Raw genomic sequence first — 18,809 nt, 5'->3', positions numbered from 1 at the left:
CCACCAAACTAAAAACCTAAATCTTTAATCTTATCTTTATGGAAAGTTTCTATCAATATTTTGAGCCCTTCATTAATAGCTCTTGGAGCTGCTCTAACAAATATATCTTCATTTACTACCTTATATTTTTTATTTTTAATAGCTGATAATACTTGATAATTCTCACCATTAACCATTGTATCAATGTTAAATTGACTACCTATGATAATATCTGGGTCATGGTCAATAAGTTTTTCAAGACTGTATTTCCAACCTGTTACATCATCAGCAACATTCTTACCGCCTGCTAGTGAAATAAGCTCTGATATAAAAGTATCTTTACCTGCTGTATACTCTCCCCATTGTCCTGTTCCTACTACATAATACACTTTCGGCTTATCGCTTTCCTTTAAATCTTTTAACACATATTTAACTCTATCAACCTTCGCCCTTAAACTTGATACTAATGCTCTCGCCTCATAGTTTTTATTAACTATAGCACCTAATTTAAGCATATAGTCATATACACCTTCTATATCCTTAGCTGTCGATTTAGCTACAACTTTTATACCAGCTTCATTAAGTTTAGCTATGATTTCATCTTTGAAATGAGTTTCGCCAATAACCAAATCAGGATTTATATCTAATATTGTTTCTAAATTTGGCTCATATAAAGTACCAATACTTGGAATATTTTTAACCTCTTCAGGATAATTACAATATTGAGTTCTACCCTTTATTCTGTCCCCAACACCTAATGCAAACAGTTTTTCTGTTACTCCTGGTGCCATAGATACTATAGTTTTAGCTTCTTTTTCAACAACATACGTATTATCACCATCTACGATTGTAATAGGAAATGTTAGCTCCTGAAGTTTTTCAACTTTAATCTTTTTAGCCTCAGCATCCCAACCTATCTTATAATTTAAAGTTTCAAGTATAAATCTCAATGGTAAGTATATATCCTTATCATTTTTATATGGTTTAGCATCTAATGTTAAACTCAAATCATTGACCTTAACTTGATTACTTCCTAGAGTAAACTCAAAAACTACATCATCATTCTTAACAATTATTACATTTCCTTTTTCAGTTGTAGTTAATCCAAAGTCTTTTAAACTTTCTGACGCAACATAGGATCTGGCATTAATAATTTCAATATTAAGATTTTTATCCAAACCATCAACAGTTACCTTTACATCTGCAGCTAATGCCAAACTTGATAATATTAAAACTAAAATAAGTGATAAAACTGTAATTCTTGAAATTTTCCCCATGATACCCCTCCTTAAATTTAATTATGTTATTATAAAACTTCTTTTATAGCATTAATTAGCTTCATGTTATCTTTATGACTTTTAATAGCAATTCTAAAATAGGTATTATCTAACCCGATAAAATCATCACATACTCTAATATAGATATTATATTGCATTAATTTTTCTCTTATTTCATATGCATTGCCTTTTTTAACTCTACATAAAATGAAATTCGCTTGACTATTTAAAAAATCAATACCTTTGATTTTTTTTAGCTCTTTATATAAATAGCTTTTTTCGACTTGCAGCCATTTTTTAGACTCATTATAAAAAGCTTCATCATCTAAAATTGTTGGAACTATCGATAAGGCAAAACTATTTATTGTCCAAGGCTCCTTATATTCATTTAATTTCTTAATAATACCACTATTAGCTATACCGTATCCAAGTCTTAATCCCGGAACAGAATAAAATTTTGTCATTGACCTAAGAATAAATATTGGGAATTCTTTAATAAAATTTACATACGATTCCTCGTCAGTAAAATCAATAAAAGATTCATCAAGCAATAAATATGAGCCAATCTCTTTAATATAACTAATAACAGGCAATAAGTCCTTGTGTTTAATAAAATAACCAGTTGGATTATTAGGATTACAAATTACTAATATATTAGGATTTGTCTCTTTAAGATAATCTAATAAATCATTTACTTCTAAATTAAAATCATTAGAATATGTTAATTCATAATTGCAAATGCTGCTTCCTGCCAATCTAAATGCTCTAAAATACTCATTAAAAGTCGGTTGTATAATTACTACTTTATTAGGACTAAAAGCTCTTGCAAATAAATAAATCAATTCAGTTGCCCCATTACCGATTATAACCTCAGAAGGTTCAATATTTAATCTATCGGCTAATACTTTTTTTACACTTTCTCCATCTATTTCTGGATATCTATTTATTGTATTTATGCTCTCAATAAGCTTTTCTTTTACTTTTTCAGTTATACCTAGGGGATTTATATTAACGCTAAAATCTAAAACTTTTTCCTGATTTTCTCCATAATAACCACCGTGCTTATTCATATAATACTCCTTCCATTCAGTAAACTACAGTTATAGTAAATTAAAGATCGCAACAATAATTGCTATTAATAAAACCTCTGCTGCATACATAATTTTTATTGCATCTTTTATATTGATAATACTTAACTCTCTATTTTTATCCCCTATGGTAGGCTTATACACTTTCTGCCCAAAATAAATATTTGTTCCACCTAACTGGACATTTAATAGCCCTGCGACTACAGCTTCAGAATATCCACTATTAGGGCTCTTATGGTTTCTTTTATCCCGTTTCAAAATCATATATCCATTTTTAAAATCGTATCTAAGTAAAAGTCCAGAAATAAGCATAAGTAAACTGCCTATTCTAGCAGGTATGTAATTCACTATATCATCTAATTTTGCAGAAGCGTAACCTATTTCTCTATATGGTTCGTGAATATAACCTACCATTGAATCTAGTGTGTTAACAGTTTTGTAAAAATAGGCCATTTCTACTGGTATACCTAATGCTAGTCCAAATCCTATAAACATTAATGGTGCAATTACTCCATCTATTGTATTCTCAGCAATTGTTTCGACTGTTGCTCTAATTATTTCCTTCTTTTGAAGCTGACTAGTTTCTCTTCCAACTAAATAAGAAAGTAATTTCCTAGCTTTATCAATATTATCTTCTTCCAATGCATAATAAACTTTCATTGTTTCTTTCTCAAGGCATCTGGCCGCTATGGAAGTATATATTAAATAAACTGAAAATATAAAACCTAATTCAAAATGTATAATATATGCAAATTTTACTAAATAATGAATTATAACTAGAACTGTCGTTAAAGTTGCAAAGGTTAAAATAAATCCGCCTTTTTTCCCAGATAATATATTGCTCTTTCTAACGAACTTTTCATATTTTGCTATTAATTTGCCTATATACTTTATAGGATGTGGCCAATTGTACGGATCTCCGATAATATAGTCCAAAATAACTGCTATTATTAAAATATATATTCCCATCATTTCAACTCCATAATTTCCTTTATACTATTTTAAGTCAATATACTTTTCAATTATTCTAATCAATTTCTTACATATATAGTCAATCAAGGTAAAATGTAGTTGATAAAAGAAATAAAAAAACACATAGAGGTAACTATGTGTCTATGAAAAAACTACATACTTCCCTCCGAAGTATAAGTCTACGGCTTTCAAGGCAGGTCTCCTGGCTCGTAGTTCATCTTACTCTCTTCCCCTTCCCGGTTACCCAGTGGTCTATGGAAGATTTCATCCCTACTCACAGTAGCGGGGGCTGCAGAGGATTTTCACCTCTTTCCCTTTTAAGTTCCGTAAAGGAACACCTTGAAATCTATGGAATTGTATCAATCAATTACATTATATTCAAATTAGATTTTTTTGTCAATTAAATTTTCTTTAAATTTTGATTATTTTACGATAATGTCATCTTATAAATATCTTCAAAATAAACTTTAGTAACTAAATCTACTTTCTAGCAATAATTTAATAACAAGAGCGCTTATTTGTCTATCATTTTTTTATCCCAATTCTAATTTAAAAAGAGGTGTAATTATGAAGATAATAAGGTTTGGCTCAACTGGAACTGAAATAATGAAGATACAAGCAGTTTTAAAGAAAGTTGGATACTATACTGGTCCTATAAATGGTATTTTTAATATTAATACTAAATTAGCAATAAAGAATTTCCAAAAAGACAGAAGTCTCCCGATGACAGGAGAGATTGATAAAGCTACTTATTACCAAATTAAAAGATTAATTTTAGGTTATGATTATTATATTATACAAAAAGGAGATACACTATTTGATATTGCTGAAAAATACGATACGACTATTAATAAAATCATTACAGCTAATCCAAGCTTAGTACCTTATAATTTAACTATCGGTGAAAAAATAATAGTCCCTTATAGTATCGATGTCGTTGATACTAATATAAATTACACTTATGATATTTTATCTGATGATATAAAAGGACTTTTAGCTAGATATCCTTTCTTACAATCGGGTAATATCGGTAGAAGCGTACTTGGCAGAAAACTTTATTATTTAAAACTAGGCAGAGGTAGTAATGAAGTGTTTTATAATGCTGCTCACCACTCATTAGAATGGATAACTACTCCACTACTAATGAAATTTATCGAAAATTTTTGCAAAGCTTATAGCGAAAATAAATCTATTAAAGGTTACAACATTAGAAAAATATTTGAAAAAAGCAGTATCTATATAGTTCCTATGGTAAATCCTGATGGAATAGATTTAGTATTGAATGGATTGGATAACAATAATCCATATTATGATGATTTGATAAAATGGAATAAAGGCAGTATCGATTTTTCCAAAACATGGCAAGCTAATATACATGGTGTAGACTTAAATCATAATTATGATGCTTCATGGGAAGAATCTAAAAAAGCTGAACCTCTATACGGAATCTACGGCCCTGGTCCTACAAGATACTCTGGCCCTTATCCAGAATCCGAACCAGAATCTAAATCAGTTGCAGATTTCACTAGAAAACATAACTTTAGACTCGTTTTAGCATATCATAGTCAAGGTGAAATAATTTATTGGAATTATAAAAATCTTGCCCCAGCCGAAGCATTGAAAATAGGTAAAAAATTATCTGAAGTAAGCGGCTATTCATTAGCTGAAGCTTACGGCATTGCTAGCTATGCAGGATATAAAGATTGGTTTATAAAAGAATATCGTAGACCAGGATATACAATAGAAGTCGGAAAAGGAAAAAATCCACTCCCGATATCTCAATTTGATAAAATATATGCCGATAATGAAGAACTACTGCTATTAGCGGCAATTGTTTGATCAAAGAACAGGAATCTGTAGGCTTATCATAGACGATAAGCCTACTTTACCCACTTTTACAGCTTTCTTATTTTATTTAAAATAATTTTCTGTTCAACATGTGCAACTAATCTTCTTGTATAATCAACTACATCTGGATTGACACTTATACTATCAATTCCCTCATTCACTAGAAATTCAGCAAATTCAGGATATAATGAAGGAGCTTGCCCACATATAGATACAGTCTTGCCATATTTATGTGCTGCTTCTATCAATATCCTTATTGCTTTCTTAACTGCTGGATTTCTTTCATCAAAATATCCCATACTGTTCAAAATTCCTGAATCTCTATCTGCACCTAATATAAGTTGTGTCAAATCATTACTTCCTATACTAAATCCATCGACTAGTTTAGCGAATTCTTCAGCTTGAAATATTACAGAAGGAACTTCTGCCATTATCCAGATTTTAAAATTATTTGTCCTTTCCAAACCTTCTGATGCCATTATTTCCATTACTTTTTCCAATTCCCATGTTGTTCTTACAAAAGGAAGCATAGCCCATACATTTATTAATCCATATTCTTCTCTGACTTTTCTTAATGCCTTACATTCTAGTCTAAAACCTTTCTCATATTCAGGAGATATATATCTTGAAACACCTCTCCAACCAATCATAGGATTATTTTCAATTGGTTCTACTTCTTCTCCACCTTTTAACCCACGAAATTCGTTAGTTCTAAAATCACTCAGCCTTACTACTATAGGTTTTGGATATACTTCTTGAGCTACTAAAGTTATTCCCTCAGCCATTTTCTCAATAAAATGACTTTCCATCCCTTTTTTCAGTAAATACATAGGATGAGCACCCACTAAATTTGTAAAAATAAATTCTGTTCTCATAAGCCCAATTCCATCAAAGGGTAAGTTTCTATATTTACTTATGATTGATGGTTCGCCTAAATTCATATATATTTTAGTACCTGTAATAGGTGCTAATTTATATAGTATTTCTTCACTTAAACTGATGCCCTCCGTTTTCTTATTTTTATTCTCATTCTCTGAACACAATACTTCGCCTTCGTAAACAACGCCCCTTGTAGCATCTACAGTAACTATCATACCTTCTTTCAATACTTTTGTTGCCTTTTTTGCTCCAACAATACATGGGATTCCTAATTCTCTTGATACAATTGCAGCATGACAAGTTCTCCCACCTTCATCTGTAACAACAGCTGCAGCTTTTCTCATTGCCGGTACCATATCCGGATTAGTCATTACAGTTACTAATATATCCCCTTCTCTAACTCTTGAAATCTCATTAATATCATTTATCTTTATGACTTTCCCACTATTTATACCTGGTGATGCAGATAACCCTCTAACTAAAACATTTAAATTAGTCTTAATCTCAGTCATATCTTTACTCCCCTTTAAAGTTGTAATTGGTCTAGCCTGTAAAATATACAATTCTTTGGTGTCATTATCAATAGCCCATTCTATATCTTGTGGTGAATTATATAACTTTTCAATCAAAATTCCTTTTTCACTTAATAATTTTATCTCATCATCACTTAAACATTGTGAGATAACTTTGTCATAACCTAAAATGTCTTTGACACCAATTTCTACTGTACCAACCCCACTATCTTTTCTAACTATCATAACATTTTTCTCTGCAATATTCTTATCTTTAATCTGTAATGTATTTTTATCAATAATATATTCATCTGGTGTAACTATTCCAGAAACTACTGCCTCACCAAGCCCCCAGCTTGCATTTATCATTATTTCATTAATATCATTAGTTACAGGATTTGCAGTAAATAAAACTCCAGATTTTATACTGTTAACCATTTTTTGTACGACTACACTTAATGAAACCTCAAAATGATTAAATCCTTGCTTTTCTCTATAATAAATAGCACGTGCAGTCCAAAGTGAAGCCCAACATTTCTTAATGTGCTTTAATACTTCTTCTACTGACTTTATTTCTAAATAAGTATCCTGTTGGCCTGCAAATGAAGCTTCAGGCAAGTCTTCAGCAGTAGCAGAACTCCTAATAGCAACATACAAATCTTTTATCTTAAGCTTATCAATAATCTCATTATATGCATCTATTATTTCAATCTTAATATTTTCAGGTATATCATAATTTTCAATATATCCTCTTATTTTAGAACTCCTTTTATATAATTCAGAAGAATCTTCTATGTCTAAATCTCTTATTAAATCTTCTATTTTGGGTTTTAGATTATAATATTCAATAAAATAACTGTATGCATCTGAAGTAATACAAAAACCTGGCGGAACATTAATTCCATTTCTGGTTAATTCTCCAAGGTTTGCCCCCTTACCCCCAACTATAGATAAATCCTTCTTGTCTACTTCTCTAAACCATTTTATATATTTGTATACCCCCATTAAAAGCTCCTCCTTAATAATAATTCTATATATATTAATTCTATATATATTATATCATATTTTGTTAAATGTGTTATACTTTTTTAACTTATTTTTGATTTTGTATGTATTAAAAGTGTATATAATTTCCTATCAATTATAGAAAAAAAAGGAGCATTTCGCTCCTTATTTTTGTAAACTTATCTGATATAAATCCTTCCTTAAATGTTTCAATATAGGTAATTGTTCTCTAATCTTATCTACTCTTTTTAAATCTATTTCCTTAATTAAAATTCCTTCTTTTTCATCTAATTTTCCTACTATACTTCCCCAAGGATCGGTTATAATAGAATTCCCATATGAAACATATGATGAACCTTCATCTCTAGCTGGTGCTGCAGCTGCCATATAAACTTGATTATCTAATGCCCTAACTCTAAACAATAATTCCCAATGAGCAGGTCCAGTTGTCATATTAAACGCAGCTGGCACAATTATAACTTTAACACCTTTTAAAGCCATCAATCTGAACAACTCAGGAAATCTAATATCATAACAGATTGCCACACCTATTTTCCCATATTCTGTATCTACGATAGTTAAACTGTCCCCTCTACTCAATACATCTGATTCTCTAAAGCTAATTCCTCCCTCAACATCTATATCAAACAGATGCATCTTTCTATGTTTACCGATAATGTTACCTTTTTTATCAAAAACAAAGCTCGTATTATATACATTACCTTTATCATCTTTCTCTGGTATAGAGCCTCCTATTAAGTAAATACCTCTTTCTTTAGAAACTTCTGATAACATTTTAATAGTTTCTCCATTTTGATAATTTTCTGCATATTTAGGAAAATAACTATTATTATAAGGACAATTAAACATCTCCGGCAGCACAACAAGTTCAGCCCCCATATCTGCTGCCTTATTAATCATTTCTTTTGCATTTTTTATATTTTCTTTCTTATCTTCACTAACTAATAACTGACACAACCCTAATTTAAATTTTTCCAATTTACTCACTCCCCATTCTATTACTTAAACTTATTTAAACTTTTCTTTAAACCATATATTTATCTCTCTCTCAGCAGCTTTTATACTGTCAGATGCATGTACTATATTTTTAGTTACACTATTTGCATAATCTCCCCTAATAGTTCCAGGCAATGCCTTCTTAGGGTCTTTATGTCCATTCATATTTCTTATCACTTCTACTACATTTTCGCCTTCTATAATCATTACCATTACAGGGCCTTCCATCATATAAGCAACTAGTTTTTCAAAATAATCTTTACCCTTATGCTCTGCATAATGCTCCTCTAAAGTCTTTCTATCAGCTTTTATTAGCTTTGCATCTAAAATTTTAAAACCTTTTTTTTCATACCTACTTATTATCTCGCCCATCAAACCTCTCTTAACACCATCTGGTTTTATAATAACTAATGTTTTCTCCATAATACCCCTCCTACCTTTATTTTATAATTATACCCTATATACAAAAAATCCAACCAATAAGGCTGGATTTTAAAATATAATATATTAATTTTACTTACTAAATATTGTAAACAATAAAACAATAACTACCATAGCCAATATATATATTAAACTAACATTTTTATACCACTTAGTCTCAAAATTAAAAAGCACTTGTTTTACCTGTTTAACTTTATCGTTCTCTTTTTGTTCTTTTTGTTTTAATTCAGGATCAATTTCAAATATTTTTTTCCTAAAATAACTTGATAAAGCATTTTTTACAACAACATAATAGATAAAAGTAACTACTATAAAGAATATTTTATTTGCTCCTATGTTAAAAATATTAAAATACTTAAGAGCTAAAAATATTAGAAAATAAGCTATTAACATTGTAACAAGTGTAAAATAGTATTGCCTAATAATCTTTCTTTTTTTATCCATCGTGTTATCCTCCTGCTTAGCTTATATGCCAGAAACAGAAAGCTCCTTTATCTTTAGAGATGGTGAACCAATAAAACCATTAGCCATAGGCAATGCAAACTTCAAATCATTGCCTATTTCCAATACATTATTTAATAAATCATAGAAATTACCAGCTATTGTTATCTGATTTACAGGTCTGTTTATTCTTCCATCTACTATTTCATAACCTGACGCTGCGAGTGAAAAGTCTCCAGAAACAGCATTTAATCCCGAATGCAGCCCCTCTACATTGGTTATAAGTATACCTTTTTTAGTATTTTTTATCATTTCATCAAGACTTTTATCTCCGTTTTCAATATACATATTAGTCGGCGATATAGAAACAGGTGATTTAAATGAAGATTTAAATCCATTCCCTGTCGACTGCACTCCATCTTTTTTAGCAGTCTTTGTATTATGCAAATATGTCGTAAGTACACCTCTATCTACAACCTTTTTATATTTAGTAGCCACTCCTTCGCTATCAAAACTGCAAGAAGCAATTCCCCCTTTCATAAATGGGTCGTCTACTATTGTTATAATTTCATTTGCTATCTTTTTATTTAATTTACCTTTAAGTAAAGATAAATCTTTTTGAACATTTTCAGCTGAAAAAATAGGTGAAAAAGCTTGCAAAATATCTGCTGCAACATCATTTCTCAATATTATAGGGTAAGTATCAGATTTAATACTTTCAGCACCTAACATTGAAATTGCTTCATCTACAGCCTGCTTAGCTAAAACTTTATAATCAAATTCAGAGAAATCATTTGAAATTATATATTTACTGCTAGTCTTAACATCGCCATTTTCTTTTGCCATTACATTCACATATGCATAAGCAATATTAGACTTATTCTCTAAATTCAGCCCTTTTGTATTGACAAGAATTGCATATATAGACCGCTTACTAAAAATGCAATGAGGTACAGATACAACCCTACTATCAAGCTCTAAAGCTTCTTTTTCCAATAACTTTACAAACTCTATTTCATCTTTAGCACTTACATTTTCTAATTCGTCATTAAAACTATTAACTTCTCTATAAGTTTTTGAACCTGCAAATATTTCCTCAACATCCTCACTATCTATTACATTTGCATTTTCTATCGCCTCATTAATCAGCATATTTATAGAAGTTTCATCTAGCCTTTCTGTATAAGAATATCCCATTTTACCATTATACAAACATCTGAATGAAAGACCTTCTTCTTTTGAAATGCTAAATTCATCTATTTCCCCTTTAAATACTCTTAAATTTAATCTATTACTTCCTTGTATATAAACTTCCATATCTTCTAAACCTTTCTTTTTACCTTCTTCAAATATTCGATTTATTAAAGTTTTTCTATCCACTTTTATTCCCCCTTTCTCCCGCCTACTGTCATAGATTGGACTCTAATAGTAGGTTGCCCAACATTAGCTGGGATACTTCCGCTTACTGAACCACACATACCTTGACCAAACTCTAAATTATTTCCTACCATATCTATTTTTTTCAGAACTTCCAATCCGTTGCCGATTAATGTAGCCCCTCTAACAGGCTTTTCTATTTTTCCGTTTTTAATCAAGTAACCTTCCATAACAGCAAAATTAAAATCACCAGTTGATGTATCTACTGAACCCCCACCCATATATCTTGCATATAAACCATATTCTGTATTGGCTATTATTTCTTCCTTCGTAGACTTACCATTAGCAATATAAGTATTTGTCATCCTTGAAGTCGGAGCATATTTGTAAGACTGCCTTCTTCCAGAACCTGTTGATTTTACTCCCATTCTTCTACCGTTTAACTTATCAACCATATAACCTTTTAATATACCATTTTCAATAAGTATATTTTTCTGAGTAGGAGTTCCTTCATCATCTATATTTTGTGACCCCCATGCATTTGGTATTGTACCGTCATCTATCGCAGTAACAAGTTCTGATGCTACTTTTTCTCCTATTTTTCCTGCAAATACTGACGTTCCCTTTGCTACAGAAGTAGCTTCAAGTCCATGCCCACAAGCCTCATGGAATATTACGCCACCAAATTCATTATCTATAATTACTGGCATTTTGCCACTTGGACAATAATCTGCATATATCATAGTTTTAGCAATTCTTGCTGCTTCTTTCGCATAATCTTCAATATTTATCTTATCATAAAATTCAAATCCCATATGAGCTCCAGGAGCATAAAATCCTGACTGCATCTCTCCATTTCTTGAAGCTATAGTTTGAATAGCTGTTCTCGTTCTTACTCTTTTATCCTCTACATAAAGCCCTTCAGTATTAGCAATTAAAACATTTTGTTCTTCATCTGAATATCTGACAGTAACTTGTGTTATAACCTCATCATAATTTTTTGCTGCAAAATATGCTCTTTTCATCAATTCAATTTTTTTAGATTTCTCTATGGTACTTGGTAATAGCACTATGTTATGTATGCTTTTCACATCACTTTTCATTAAATTTAGAGTAATATCGCCTTTTACTCCATTTAAAGCCAAAGCTGCTTCTTTTGCTACTTTTAAAAGATTTTCCCTCGAAAAATCATTCGTGTAGGCATATACACTATTCATTTTATTAAATATCCTTATTCCTACCCCAAAATCCCGACCTGATACTGCTTTCTCAAGTTTTCCGCCTACCATCAAAAGGTTATTGTTAAACTTATCTTCAACAAATATTTCTGCAAAATCTCCACCTGTAGATAAAGCTGCTAACAAAACATCTTCAATTACCGATTTACTTAACATTTTTTATTCCCTCCTTGTCCCCCTATATTAAATCACTTAAATTTTATTGTTAATAAAAAACTATCATTAAATCCAACTTTTGTCAACAATAAACTTATACACACAAAAAACTATGACAGAGGTACAGCACCTCTGCCCAAAATAGGTATTGTATTAGCAATAGCAGCCAAATAGTATTACTAACAATAAGAAGAAGAATAATAGGCTGTCGTCACCATCTCCGCACCAATCACACTTATTAAAGAATAAAACTAATAATAAAAAGAAAAATAATAAACTCTGATCATTATAGAACAATCCTTCAACCACTCAAACTCCCTCCCCAAATATGTTATAGGTTTCACCTAATACATAGTATTCTAGAAGGGAGTTTTTGGTTACAAAACTTAACTAATATATATCATCAGACTTAATTATTTCCATTATTTTTTCTATTTTCTTAATTTGCTTATTGGTTTTCTCATCTAAAACAGGTTTAAAACATTTTATAAAATTTACCATAGACTCAACCTTATTTGCATTAGATTGGATAGCCTTATTTTTGTATCCTGATATATTAGCTTTTGTTTCATATATTCTCTCTTTTGAATTTACAGCCATACTAATTATTTTTTTTTCTTTCTCATCCAAATATTTTGATATTTCTTTTAATATTCTTTCTTTTCTCTGTATTCTATCCATATCTGATAATGTATTTACCACTTCTTCGGAATAATCGCCATCTGTAAGTCTATTGATCTTATAAATTATCTCTAATACATCTTGTACTTTACTTAAAATTTTCTGATCTTTTTCATAAAAATAAGGCTTAATATTCTTCATCATCTCAATTCTATCTTCAACATTAATATTGCCTAATTTAATATTTAAATTTTTAGCTCTAAATAAAAGAAATAAAGGAATTATCATTCCAATCGAACCGAATGGGCTCTTAGAATTTTGGCTCTCATTATTAAGTAGTTTATTATACATACTCAGATTTCACCTCTATTCTTTTTAGCATGTCTAGTCATTTCTAATATATTTTATGCAAATATAAAATAAAGGTGAAAAAAGATATCAATCAGTAGCATGTATATTTTTTACATTTTCAATAAAGCATTCTATCTCTTTTTTACTTTTCAAAATATATATTTCTTTTTCTGTTAAGCAGTTTTCTAGCTTAGCTAATATTTCTGGCTTATTTTTAATTGGATATTGCCATATCCACTTTAAAAATTCCCAATCAATTTTTTCATCACATCCTTGAGTTATATCAGGCCTTGATTTCCCTTTATACATGAATCTTCTTTTTATTGCTCTATATATACAAAATAACCTTGACATATCAATAAAAATAACTGTATCAGCTAACTCCAGTCTCATATCTAATGTACTTCTATAATTACCATCTATTATCCATGAATCTTTTTCTAAAAACGCTTTTAACTTACTTAAAAACTCTTCTCTTGGTGCTTCTATCCATCCTGGTTTCCAATGGATTGTGTCTAAATGCAAAACATCTATACCTGTTATTTCTCCTAATCTTTTCGCTAAAGTCGATTTCCCTGATCCTGCTGAACCGAGAATTAAAATTTTTTTCATTTCTACACCTCTTTATCTATCTTGAAAAAACTACTTTTTAATTTCAATTTCTGACCATGTATATCCACCATCATTAGTCTTGTATAAGTGCCAAGTTCCCGATAATGTTTATAATACTAGGAAAACTGTATCATTATCTACTGCTATCATAAATTGCATATCTCTTCAATAATTTCAATTGCATCAACAACAAACTTTGGACACTGCGTTACAAAAAGTTCTTTCTCTTCTGCTATTCTCCTTCCCTCTTCAGTGCTTATATCACACTCTAATAGTTCCTTACATATAACACTACCATTACGTAATCTAAATTTATTTAAGAATTCTTCTATAAGTGTGTATGTCTTTTCTTTTGCTAATTTATCTTCTGAATTTTTCGGCCCATATTTAAGCCCTATTACCATTAAGGCTCCAGTTACCGCTCCACATGTTTCGCCTTGTCTCATTCCTCCACCAAAACCACATGAAATCTTTAATGCTATTTCAGAACTTAATCCTAATTCTTCGCTGAACATTGAAAGTACTGCCTGTGAACAATTAAACCCTTTATTAAAACACGATATTGCATAATCTTTTTTAGTCATTAGCATCTTCCTCTCACATATTATTAATCTCTTTCGAGTTAATTTTAACATACAATATTCCGTATCAATTAACATAAATATAATGGAGTCGTACCCTTTGTTGCTACTTATTAGCCTTGTTCTATAATTAAAAATCAAAATCTTGATGTTGTCCCCTCTGAAGTTGCTTTAATAAAAGCTAATTTAAATATAATTATACCTATAATTAAATAAACTAAAGAATTTATCGATAAAAATACTATATCTTTTAATCCAACACAATTTCCATTAATAATCGTACTCTTCATTAAATCTGTTCCCTTTGTAAAAGGTAGTGCATAAAAAACATTCCTTAAACCCTCTGGAACATTCGAAAAGTCAATGATACTAGTTCCTAAGAAAAATATACTTATAATGAATGCAAGTTGTCCTGTTCGCTTATATCGAATTGTTATACCTCCTAATAGATACGAAAATCCAATTGTCCCAATCAACATAATCAAGAAAACGATTATTAAGTCTTTATTTATCATCAAAGACACTCCAGTAGATAAAACTAATAATAATCCCAATGGAAAGATTATTAAAGTATTTATCAAAGAATATACAAGTAATTTGATGAAGTAAATTTTTGTTATACTGTTATGAGTAAGACATAATTGTTCGAAAGTACCTTCTACTAGTTCATTATAAATACCATTACTCATAAAACTTATGGTAAATGAAAAGAAAAACCATGACATATAGCCAACTATTTGCATTGATACTATCTTATCTATTTCCTCTTTAGGCATTTTACCCATATTATTTACTACAAAGAAATAAAGCCCCATAAACAAAATATAATATACTACTATATCGGTAATAAAACTTAATATATATCTTTTTTTAAGTATAAGCATTTTTTTTAATTCGCTTTTAAATATCAAAATTGCTTCTTGCATATTCCCCATCGTCCCCCTTTATAATATCCATAAATACATCTTTAAGTTCAAAATTAACCTTTCTAATATTAAATAATTTTATAGAAATGTCTTTTAAATAATTCAAAATCTCCAATATTTCATTATCTTCTTTTAAAGTAATCCTTATTTGAGTTTTATTATTGTTCTCTTCAATATAAACTGAAAAATTTTTATGTATATCATTTTTAATCTCTTGCTGCAGAACCTGAGTCTCTATTATATATGTAATATTATCCGAATAACTTTCAAGAAAACTTATATCTTTATCTAACACAAGAACCCCTTTATGTATAATAGTTATTCGGTTACATAAATCGCTTACAAACTTTAAATCATGAGAAGTTATAATAATAATCCGATCTTTTGAAATAATCTTTTTGATAATATTTTCCATAGAATCTACCGATTCTACATCTAATCCTAATGTAGGTTCATCTAAAAATAAAATCCTAGGTTCATGAATCATCGCACAACATATTGCTACCTTTTGCTGCATACCTCTTGAGAGCTTACCACACTCAACATTTCGCTTTTCTTTTAAATTAAATATTTCTAAGTATTCATCCATTTTCTCTCTAATTTTTTTACGGCTTATACCCCTTAATCCCGCAAAATATTCCATATTTTCAATTGGTGTTAGTCTCCAATAAATATTCCTGTTTCCTTCTAATACTGCACCAATATTTTTTATGTACTTCTTTCTACTTTTACTTATAGATATTCCAAAAGCCTCTATATCTCCATAAGTTGGCTTCACTAATCCGCAACTCATTTTAATAGTTGTAGTTTTACCTGCCCCATTTGGACCTAAAAAACCTAATATCGTTCCCGCTTCAACATTTAGATTTAGTTTATTAACAGCTACAAGTTTCCCAAATGATTTACTTACTTCTGTATATTTAAGCATTATAACCACTCCCTCATAATTTAAAAAAGTTACAATATAAGACTTAATAAATTTAATATAATATCCTTTACTTACTAGATTCAATTAACTTTATAAACATAATCTAATACTTTTAACTTCTGTTCATATTTTTCAAATGATAATAAACCTATATTTTTTAAATCCTCTAATATTTTTTTATCTTTTTCATAATTTTTATTTCCCATTTGTTTAACAGCTTTATCAACTAAATCCTCAAATTCATAAGAAGTGAAAATTCCTACCTTTTTCAACTTTAAAAGTTTTCCCATTATTTCATCTGAAATAATCAAACTCTTTTCCAGATGTTCCTGCAATAAATTTAATCTTAAAAGAATAGCTATGTTAAGTAAGAAAAAGATTAAAATAATTAAAACAATTAACATTAACATTTAAAATCCCCCTTTAACTTCATCCAAACAATAAATCTTGTGCCCATCTGGCAAACTAAATACGCTAATTGATTTTAAACCATTTATTTTATACCTTTTTATTTCACTATTCGATTTTATTACTTTTATCTTCTTACCATCAACTTTTTCCTTCACATCTATAATTTTTTTATCAACGATATTTACTAAATAACAATTTTGAGTTTTATCAATATTAAGAAATGACCTTGGCATCATATATAAATATGAACTATCTTTATTCTGTAAATCATTTATAATTGGCTTTTTTATTACAGATATTAATTGTACAAACTCATCTAAAGTAAAATAACTATTTTCTCTTACTCTATTTTTTTCTACACCTCTTATTAACTTATCCCATACAATCAATTCATGATCTCTTCTATTTAAATGCATAATCAGTTTTCTGTCTCCAAAAACTGTTTCTTTAAATACAGTAATATTCATGCTCCTAATAGTTTTATCATTTGATAAAAGCATAGTAAAGTTCTCAACCCAATATTTAGACTTATCAACGTCCTTACCTTCAACTAAAGCTAACACCTTTCCTAAATCAAAACTTTCAAAGTTTAATTCCTCAATTTTTATAATATCTTTCTTATCTTTATTAAAAATAAATACTATAGAAAAAATAATTATAAATATTAAAATTCCCACTACAATAAAACTTTTTTTCATACAATCACCTCTAAAATCACATAACATCCTCAATAGTCTTTTTATTTTTATAAATCATCATATTTTATTATTCCAGACCTTATAAGTTCTTTAGATAAACTAATTGCTTCTTCTCTACTTTCAGCTGGGGCTGATATCATAAATCCATTTTTACTACTCCAATGACCTTTTGAATAATCACCTTTATCATCAGGTTCAAATAATAATATTGTAATTTTATCAAGAGTATTGCTCAAATAAATTTTTCCATACATCCTAAATTCATCAATCTCTTCTTTATACCCCATTAAAATATCACTATTGTATTTATTAAGTTCTAGATTTACATTCAAAAGTTTTTCATCCCCTAAACAGATTTCACCTTTAAATTGATTTCCTGAAAATATCTTTTTTGTATACCACCCTTTAATTCTTACTTCAATATCTTCTTGATATAAAGTATCTCCTAATCTGTATTTAATACCTTGAAAAACAATATTATATTTCCTAGGAAAAGTATAGAAAACATAAAATGCTATTACTATAATTAAACATGCTAATATAATTTTTTGATATTTACTTTTCACATCATATTACCCCCTGGAACTTGTAACAGTTAATTTTATCTTTTTCTTGCAATTGCTATAAAATGAGGACTCATGCCCATTATGCTTTTTTCTTCCTCCACCATTCTTGCTATTTTTAGCATCCTTTTCCTACTATCTTCAAGACTCCATTTTTCTTCAAATGCTGGTACTATCCATATTGGTCCTTCAACAGCTATATTTTTTTCATGCTCTAATCCTACTTCCTTAATTTCGTTTGCTAATTCATCAGGTAAATGAAAATACGCTCTTGCTATAAATCCAGGATATTTTTCTGGTCTTATATGTTGCCCATCTGTTAATTCTCTTTCAATCATTTCCATAAATTCATCTTCTTCAATTAAATTATTCTTTTCCCCATATACCGATAAGCCATATAAAGTTGAACCAAATCTAGTTATCGCAGCTACTATCATCACTCCATCTTCTTTAAGTACTCTTTTTGCTTCTTTCAAAGCCAATAATCTCTCTTTTCTTTCTGTCAAATGATATAGAGGTCCCATTAATAAAACCATATCTGCACTTTCATCTGGTCTATTAATTTGTCTTGCATCTGCTAATTCTATATTGTAAATATTATTTTCATTTTCGTTTTTTGATTTTTCTCTTGCTATTTCAATCAGTTTCGGAGATAAATCAAATAAATGAACCTCATGCCCTAGCTTTGCTAACCATCTTGAATATGTACCAGCACCTCCACCTATATCGTATATTACTAACTTTTCTTTTAATAAGTACCTCAATATTATATCTTTTGTTCTTTCAAATTCGATTTTACCTATTCCACACTGCAACCTATCTACTTCTGACCCTCTGTTATAATATTCTAATATCTCTTCCATATTCTCTTTACTATCAAACATTTAA

The 18,809-nt window shown here is 29.4% G+C and carries 19 protein-coding genes and 1 riboswitch; of the genes, 1 reads left to right on the top strand and 18 read right to left on the bottom strand.

The window, feature by feature from the left end:
- Positions 1-8: 8 nt before the first annotated feature.
- The 3 genes from AB4Y15_RS08325 to cbiB are packed head-to-tail and all read right to left on the bottom strand — an operon-like array spanning position 9 to position 3,313.
- Positions 9-1,256, bottom strand: a complete 1,248-nt coding sequence (locus AB4Y15_RS08325; RefSeq protein ID WP_427339669.1) for a helical backbone metal receptor — start codon at positions 1,254-1,256, stop codon at positions 9-11.
- 29 nt (positions 1,257-1,285) lie between these two features.
- A complete protein-coding gene (gene cobD / locus AB4Y15_RS08320; RefSeq protein ID WP_427339667.1) occupies positions 1,286-2,326 on the bottom strand; it encodes a threonine-phosphate decarboxylase CobD in 1,041 nt (346 codons plus the stop codon).
- Between the two features lie 30 nt (positions 2,327-2,356).
- Positions 2,357-3,313, bottom strand: a complete 957-nt coding sequence (gene cbiB, locus AB4Y15_RS08315) for an adenosylcobinamide-phosphate synthase CbiB (RefSeq protein ID WP_427339666.1) — start codon at positions 3,311-3,313, stop codon at positions 2,357-2,359.
- Positions 3,314-3,491: 178 nt separating this feature from the next.
- Positions 3,492-3,673, bottom strand: a riboswitch (cobalamin riboswitch).
- Positions 3,674-3,883: 210 nt separating this feature from the next.
- On the opposite strand from cbiB, the gene AB4Y15_RS08310 reads away from it, so the two are divergent.
- Positions 3,884-5,155 (top strand): M14 family metallopeptidase, encoded by a 1,272-nt coding sequence (locus AB4Y15_RS08310; protein ID WP_427339664.1) that lies wholly within the window; start codon positions 3,884-3,886, stop codon positions 5,153-5,155.
- Positions 5,156-5,211: 56 nt separating this feature from the next.
- Here the strand turns inward: AB4Y15_RS08310 and ppsA are convergent, their stop codons facing one another.
- From ppsA to AB4Y15_RS08235, 15 genes are all read right to left on the bottom strand, one after another.
- Positions 5,212-7,560 (bottom strand): phosphoenolpyruvate synthase, encoded by a 2,349-nt coding sequence (ppsA, locus tag AB4Y15_RS08305; RefSeq protein WP_427339663.1) that lies wholly within the window; start codon positions 7,558-7,560, stop codon positions 5,212-5,214.
- Between the two features lie 165 nt (positions 7,561-7,725).
- Entirely contained in the window at positions 7,726-8,559 is an 834-nt protein-coding gene (locus tag AB4Y15_RS08300) for a carbon-nitrogen hydrolase family protein (RefSeq protein WP_427339661.1), read from the bottom strand.
- 30 nt (positions 8,560-8,589) lie between these two features.
- The gene (ndk, locus tag AB4Y15_RS08295; RefSeq protein WP_427339660.1) at positions 8,590-9,000 is read right to left on the bottom strand and encodes a nucleoside-diphosphate kinase; all 411 of its coding nucleotides are present in this window, start codon (positions 8,998-9,000) and stop codon (positions 8,590-8,592) included.
- Between the two features lie 90 nt (positions 9,001-9,090).
- Positions 9,091-9,462 (bottom strand): hypothetical protein, encoded by a 372-nt coding sequence (locus AB4Y15_RS08290; RefSeq protein WP_427339658.1) that lies wholly within the window; start codon positions 9,460-9,462, stop codon positions 9,091-9,093.
- Positions 9,463-9,483: 21 nt separating this feature from the next.
- Entirely contained in the window at positions 9,484-10,839 is a 1,356-nt protein-coding gene (locus AB4Y15_RS08285; RefSeq protein WP_427339656.1) for a TldD/PmbA family protein, read from the bottom strand.
- A gap of 2 nt (positions 10,840-10,841) precedes the next feature.
- Positions 10,842-12,230, bottom strand: a complete 1,389-nt coding sequence (locus AB4Y15_RS08280) for a TldD/PmbA family protein (RefSeq protein WP_427339654.1) — start codon at positions 12,228-12,230, stop codon at positions 10,842-10,844.
- A gap of 390 nt (positions 12,231-12,620) precedes the next feature.
- Positions 12,621-13,202, bottom strand: a complete 582-nt coding sequence (locus AB4Y15_RS08275) for a hypothetical protein (RefSeq protein WP_427339652.1) — start codon at positions 13,200-13,202, stop codon at positions 12,621-12,623.
- Positions 13,203-13,289: 87 nt separating this feature from the next.
- Positions 13,290-13,814: a DNA topology modulation protein gene (locus AB4Y15_RS08270; protein WP_427339651.1), complete on the bottom strand. Its 525-nt coding sequence runs from the start codon at positions 13,812-13,814 to the stop codon at positions 13,290-13,292.
- A gap of 146 nt (positions 13,815-13,960) precedes the next feature.
- A complete protein-coding gene (locus AB4Y15_RS08265) occupies positions 13,961-14,398 on the bottom strand; it encodes a C-GCAxxG-C-C family protein (protein WP_427339649.1) in 438 nt (145 codons plus the stop codon).
- Positions 14,399-14,532: 134 nt separating this feature from the next.
- Positions 14,533-15,321: an ABC transporter permease gene (locus tag AB4Y15_RS08260; protein WP_427339647.1), complete on the bottom strand. Its 789-nt coding sequence runs from the start codon at positions 15,319-15,321 to the stop codon at positions 14,533-14,535.
- Positions 15,296-16,249: an ABC transporter ATP-binding protein gene (locus tag AB4Y15_RS08255; RefSeq protein ID WP_427339646.1), complete on the bottom strand. Its 954-nt coding sequence runs from the start codon at positions 16,247-16,249 to the stop codon at positions 15,296-15,298. Before AB4Y15_RS08255 ends, AB4Y15_RS08260 begins: the two co-directional genes overlap by 26 nt.
- Before the next feature lie 80 nt (positions 16,250-16,329).
- Entirely contained in the window at positions 16,330-16,659 is a 330-nt protein-coding gene (locus tag AB4Y15_RS08250; RefSeq protein ID WP_427339645.1) for a hypothetical protein, read from the bottom strand.
- Complete coding sequence (locus tag AB4Y15_RS08245) at positions 16,660-17,358, bottom strand: hypothetical protein (protein WP_427339644.1); 699 nt, start codon at positions 17,356-17,358, stop codon at positions 16,660-16,662.
- 47 nt (positions 17,359-17,405) lie between these two features.
- Entirely contained in the window at positions 17,406-17,924 is a 519-nt protein-coding gene (locus AB4Y15_RS08240; protein WP_427339642.1) for a hypothetical protein, read from the bottom strand.
- Positions 17,925-17,959: 35 nt separating this feature from the next.
- Positions 17,960-18,805: a class I SAM-dependent methyltransferase gene (locus AB4Y15_RS08235; protein WP_427339641.1), complete on the bottom strand. Its 846-nt coding sequence runs from the start codon at positions 18,803-18,805 to the stop codon at positions 17,960-17,962.
- Positions 18,806-18,809 lie beyond the last annotated feature (4 nt).

It is taken from the genome of Caloranaerobacter longqiensis, assembly GCF_050286925.1.
Lineage (GTDB): Bacteria > Bacillota > Clostridia > Tissierellales > Thermohalobacteraceae > Caloranaerobacter.
Note: the sequence above shows the minus strand (reverse complement) of the source record. Positions and strands in the feature narration are given on the sequence as shown.

Bases quoted from the DNA above. Each gene is read 5' to 3' on its own strand.
- AB4Y15_RS08325 (WP_427339669.1), bottom strand. From the start codon at position 1,256: ATGGGGAAAATTTCAAGAATTACAGTTTTATCACTTATTTTAGTTTTA.
- cobD (WP_427339667.1), bottom strand. From the start codon at position 2,326: ATGAATAAGCACGGTGGTTATTATGGAGAAAATCAGGAAAAAGTTTTA.
- cbiB (WP_427339666.1), bottom strand. From the start codon at position 3,313: ATGGGAATATATATTTTAATAATAGCAGTTATTTTGGACTATATTATC.
- AB4Y15_RS08310 (WP_427339664.1), top strand. From the start codon at position 3,884: ATGAAGATAATAAGGTTTGGCTCAACTGGAACTGAAATAATGAAGATA.
- ppsA (WP_427339663.1), bottom strand. From the start codon at position 7,560: ATGGGGGTATACAAATATATAAAATGGTTTAGAGAAGTAGACAAGAAG.
- ndk (WP_427339660.1), bottom strand. From the start codon at position 9,000: ATGGAGAAAACATTAGTTATTATAAAACCAGATGGTGTTAAGAGAGGT.
- AB4Y15_RS08290 (WP_427339658.1), bottom strand. From the start codon at position 9,462: ATGGATAAAAAAAGAAAGATTATTAGGCAATACTATTTTACACTTGTT.
- AB4Y15_RS08280 (WP_427339654.1), bottom strand. From the start codon at position 12,230: ATGTTAAGTAAATCGGTAATTGAAGATGTTTTGTTAGCAGCTTTATCT.
- AB4Y15_RS08275 (WP_427339652.1), bottom strand. From the start codon at position 13,202: ATGTATAATAAACTACTTAATAATGAGAGCCAAAATTCTAAGAGCCCA.
- AB4Y15_RS08270 (WP_427339651.1), bottom strand. From the start codon at position 13,814: ATGAAAAAAATTTTAATTCTCGGTTCAGCAGGATCAGGGAAATCGACT.
- AB4Y15_RS08265 (WP_427339649.1), bottom strand. From the start codon at position 14,398: ATGACTAAAAAAGATTATGCAATATCGTGTTTTAATAAAGGGTTTAAT.
- AB4Y15_RS08260 (WP_427339647.1), bottom strand. From the start codon at position 15,321: ATGCAAGAAGCAATTTTGATATTTAAAAGCGAATTAAAAAAAATGCTT.
- AB4Y15_RS08255 (WP_427339646.1), bottom strand. From the start codon at position 16,249: ATGCTTAAATATACAGAAGTAAGTAAATCATTTGGGAAACTTGTAGCT.
- AB4Y15_RS08250 (WP_427339645.1), bottom strand. From the start codon at position 16,659: ATGTTAATGTTAATTGTTTTAATTATTTTAATCTTTTTCTTACTTAAC.
- AB4Y15_RS08245 (WP_427339644.1), bottom strand. From the start codon at position 17,358: ATGAAAAAAAGTTTTATTGTAGTGGGAATTTTAATATTTATAATTATT.
- AB4Y15_RS08235 (WP_427339641.1), bottom strand. From the start codon at position 18,805: ATGTTTGATAGTAAAGAGAATATGGAAGAGATATTAGAATATTATAAC.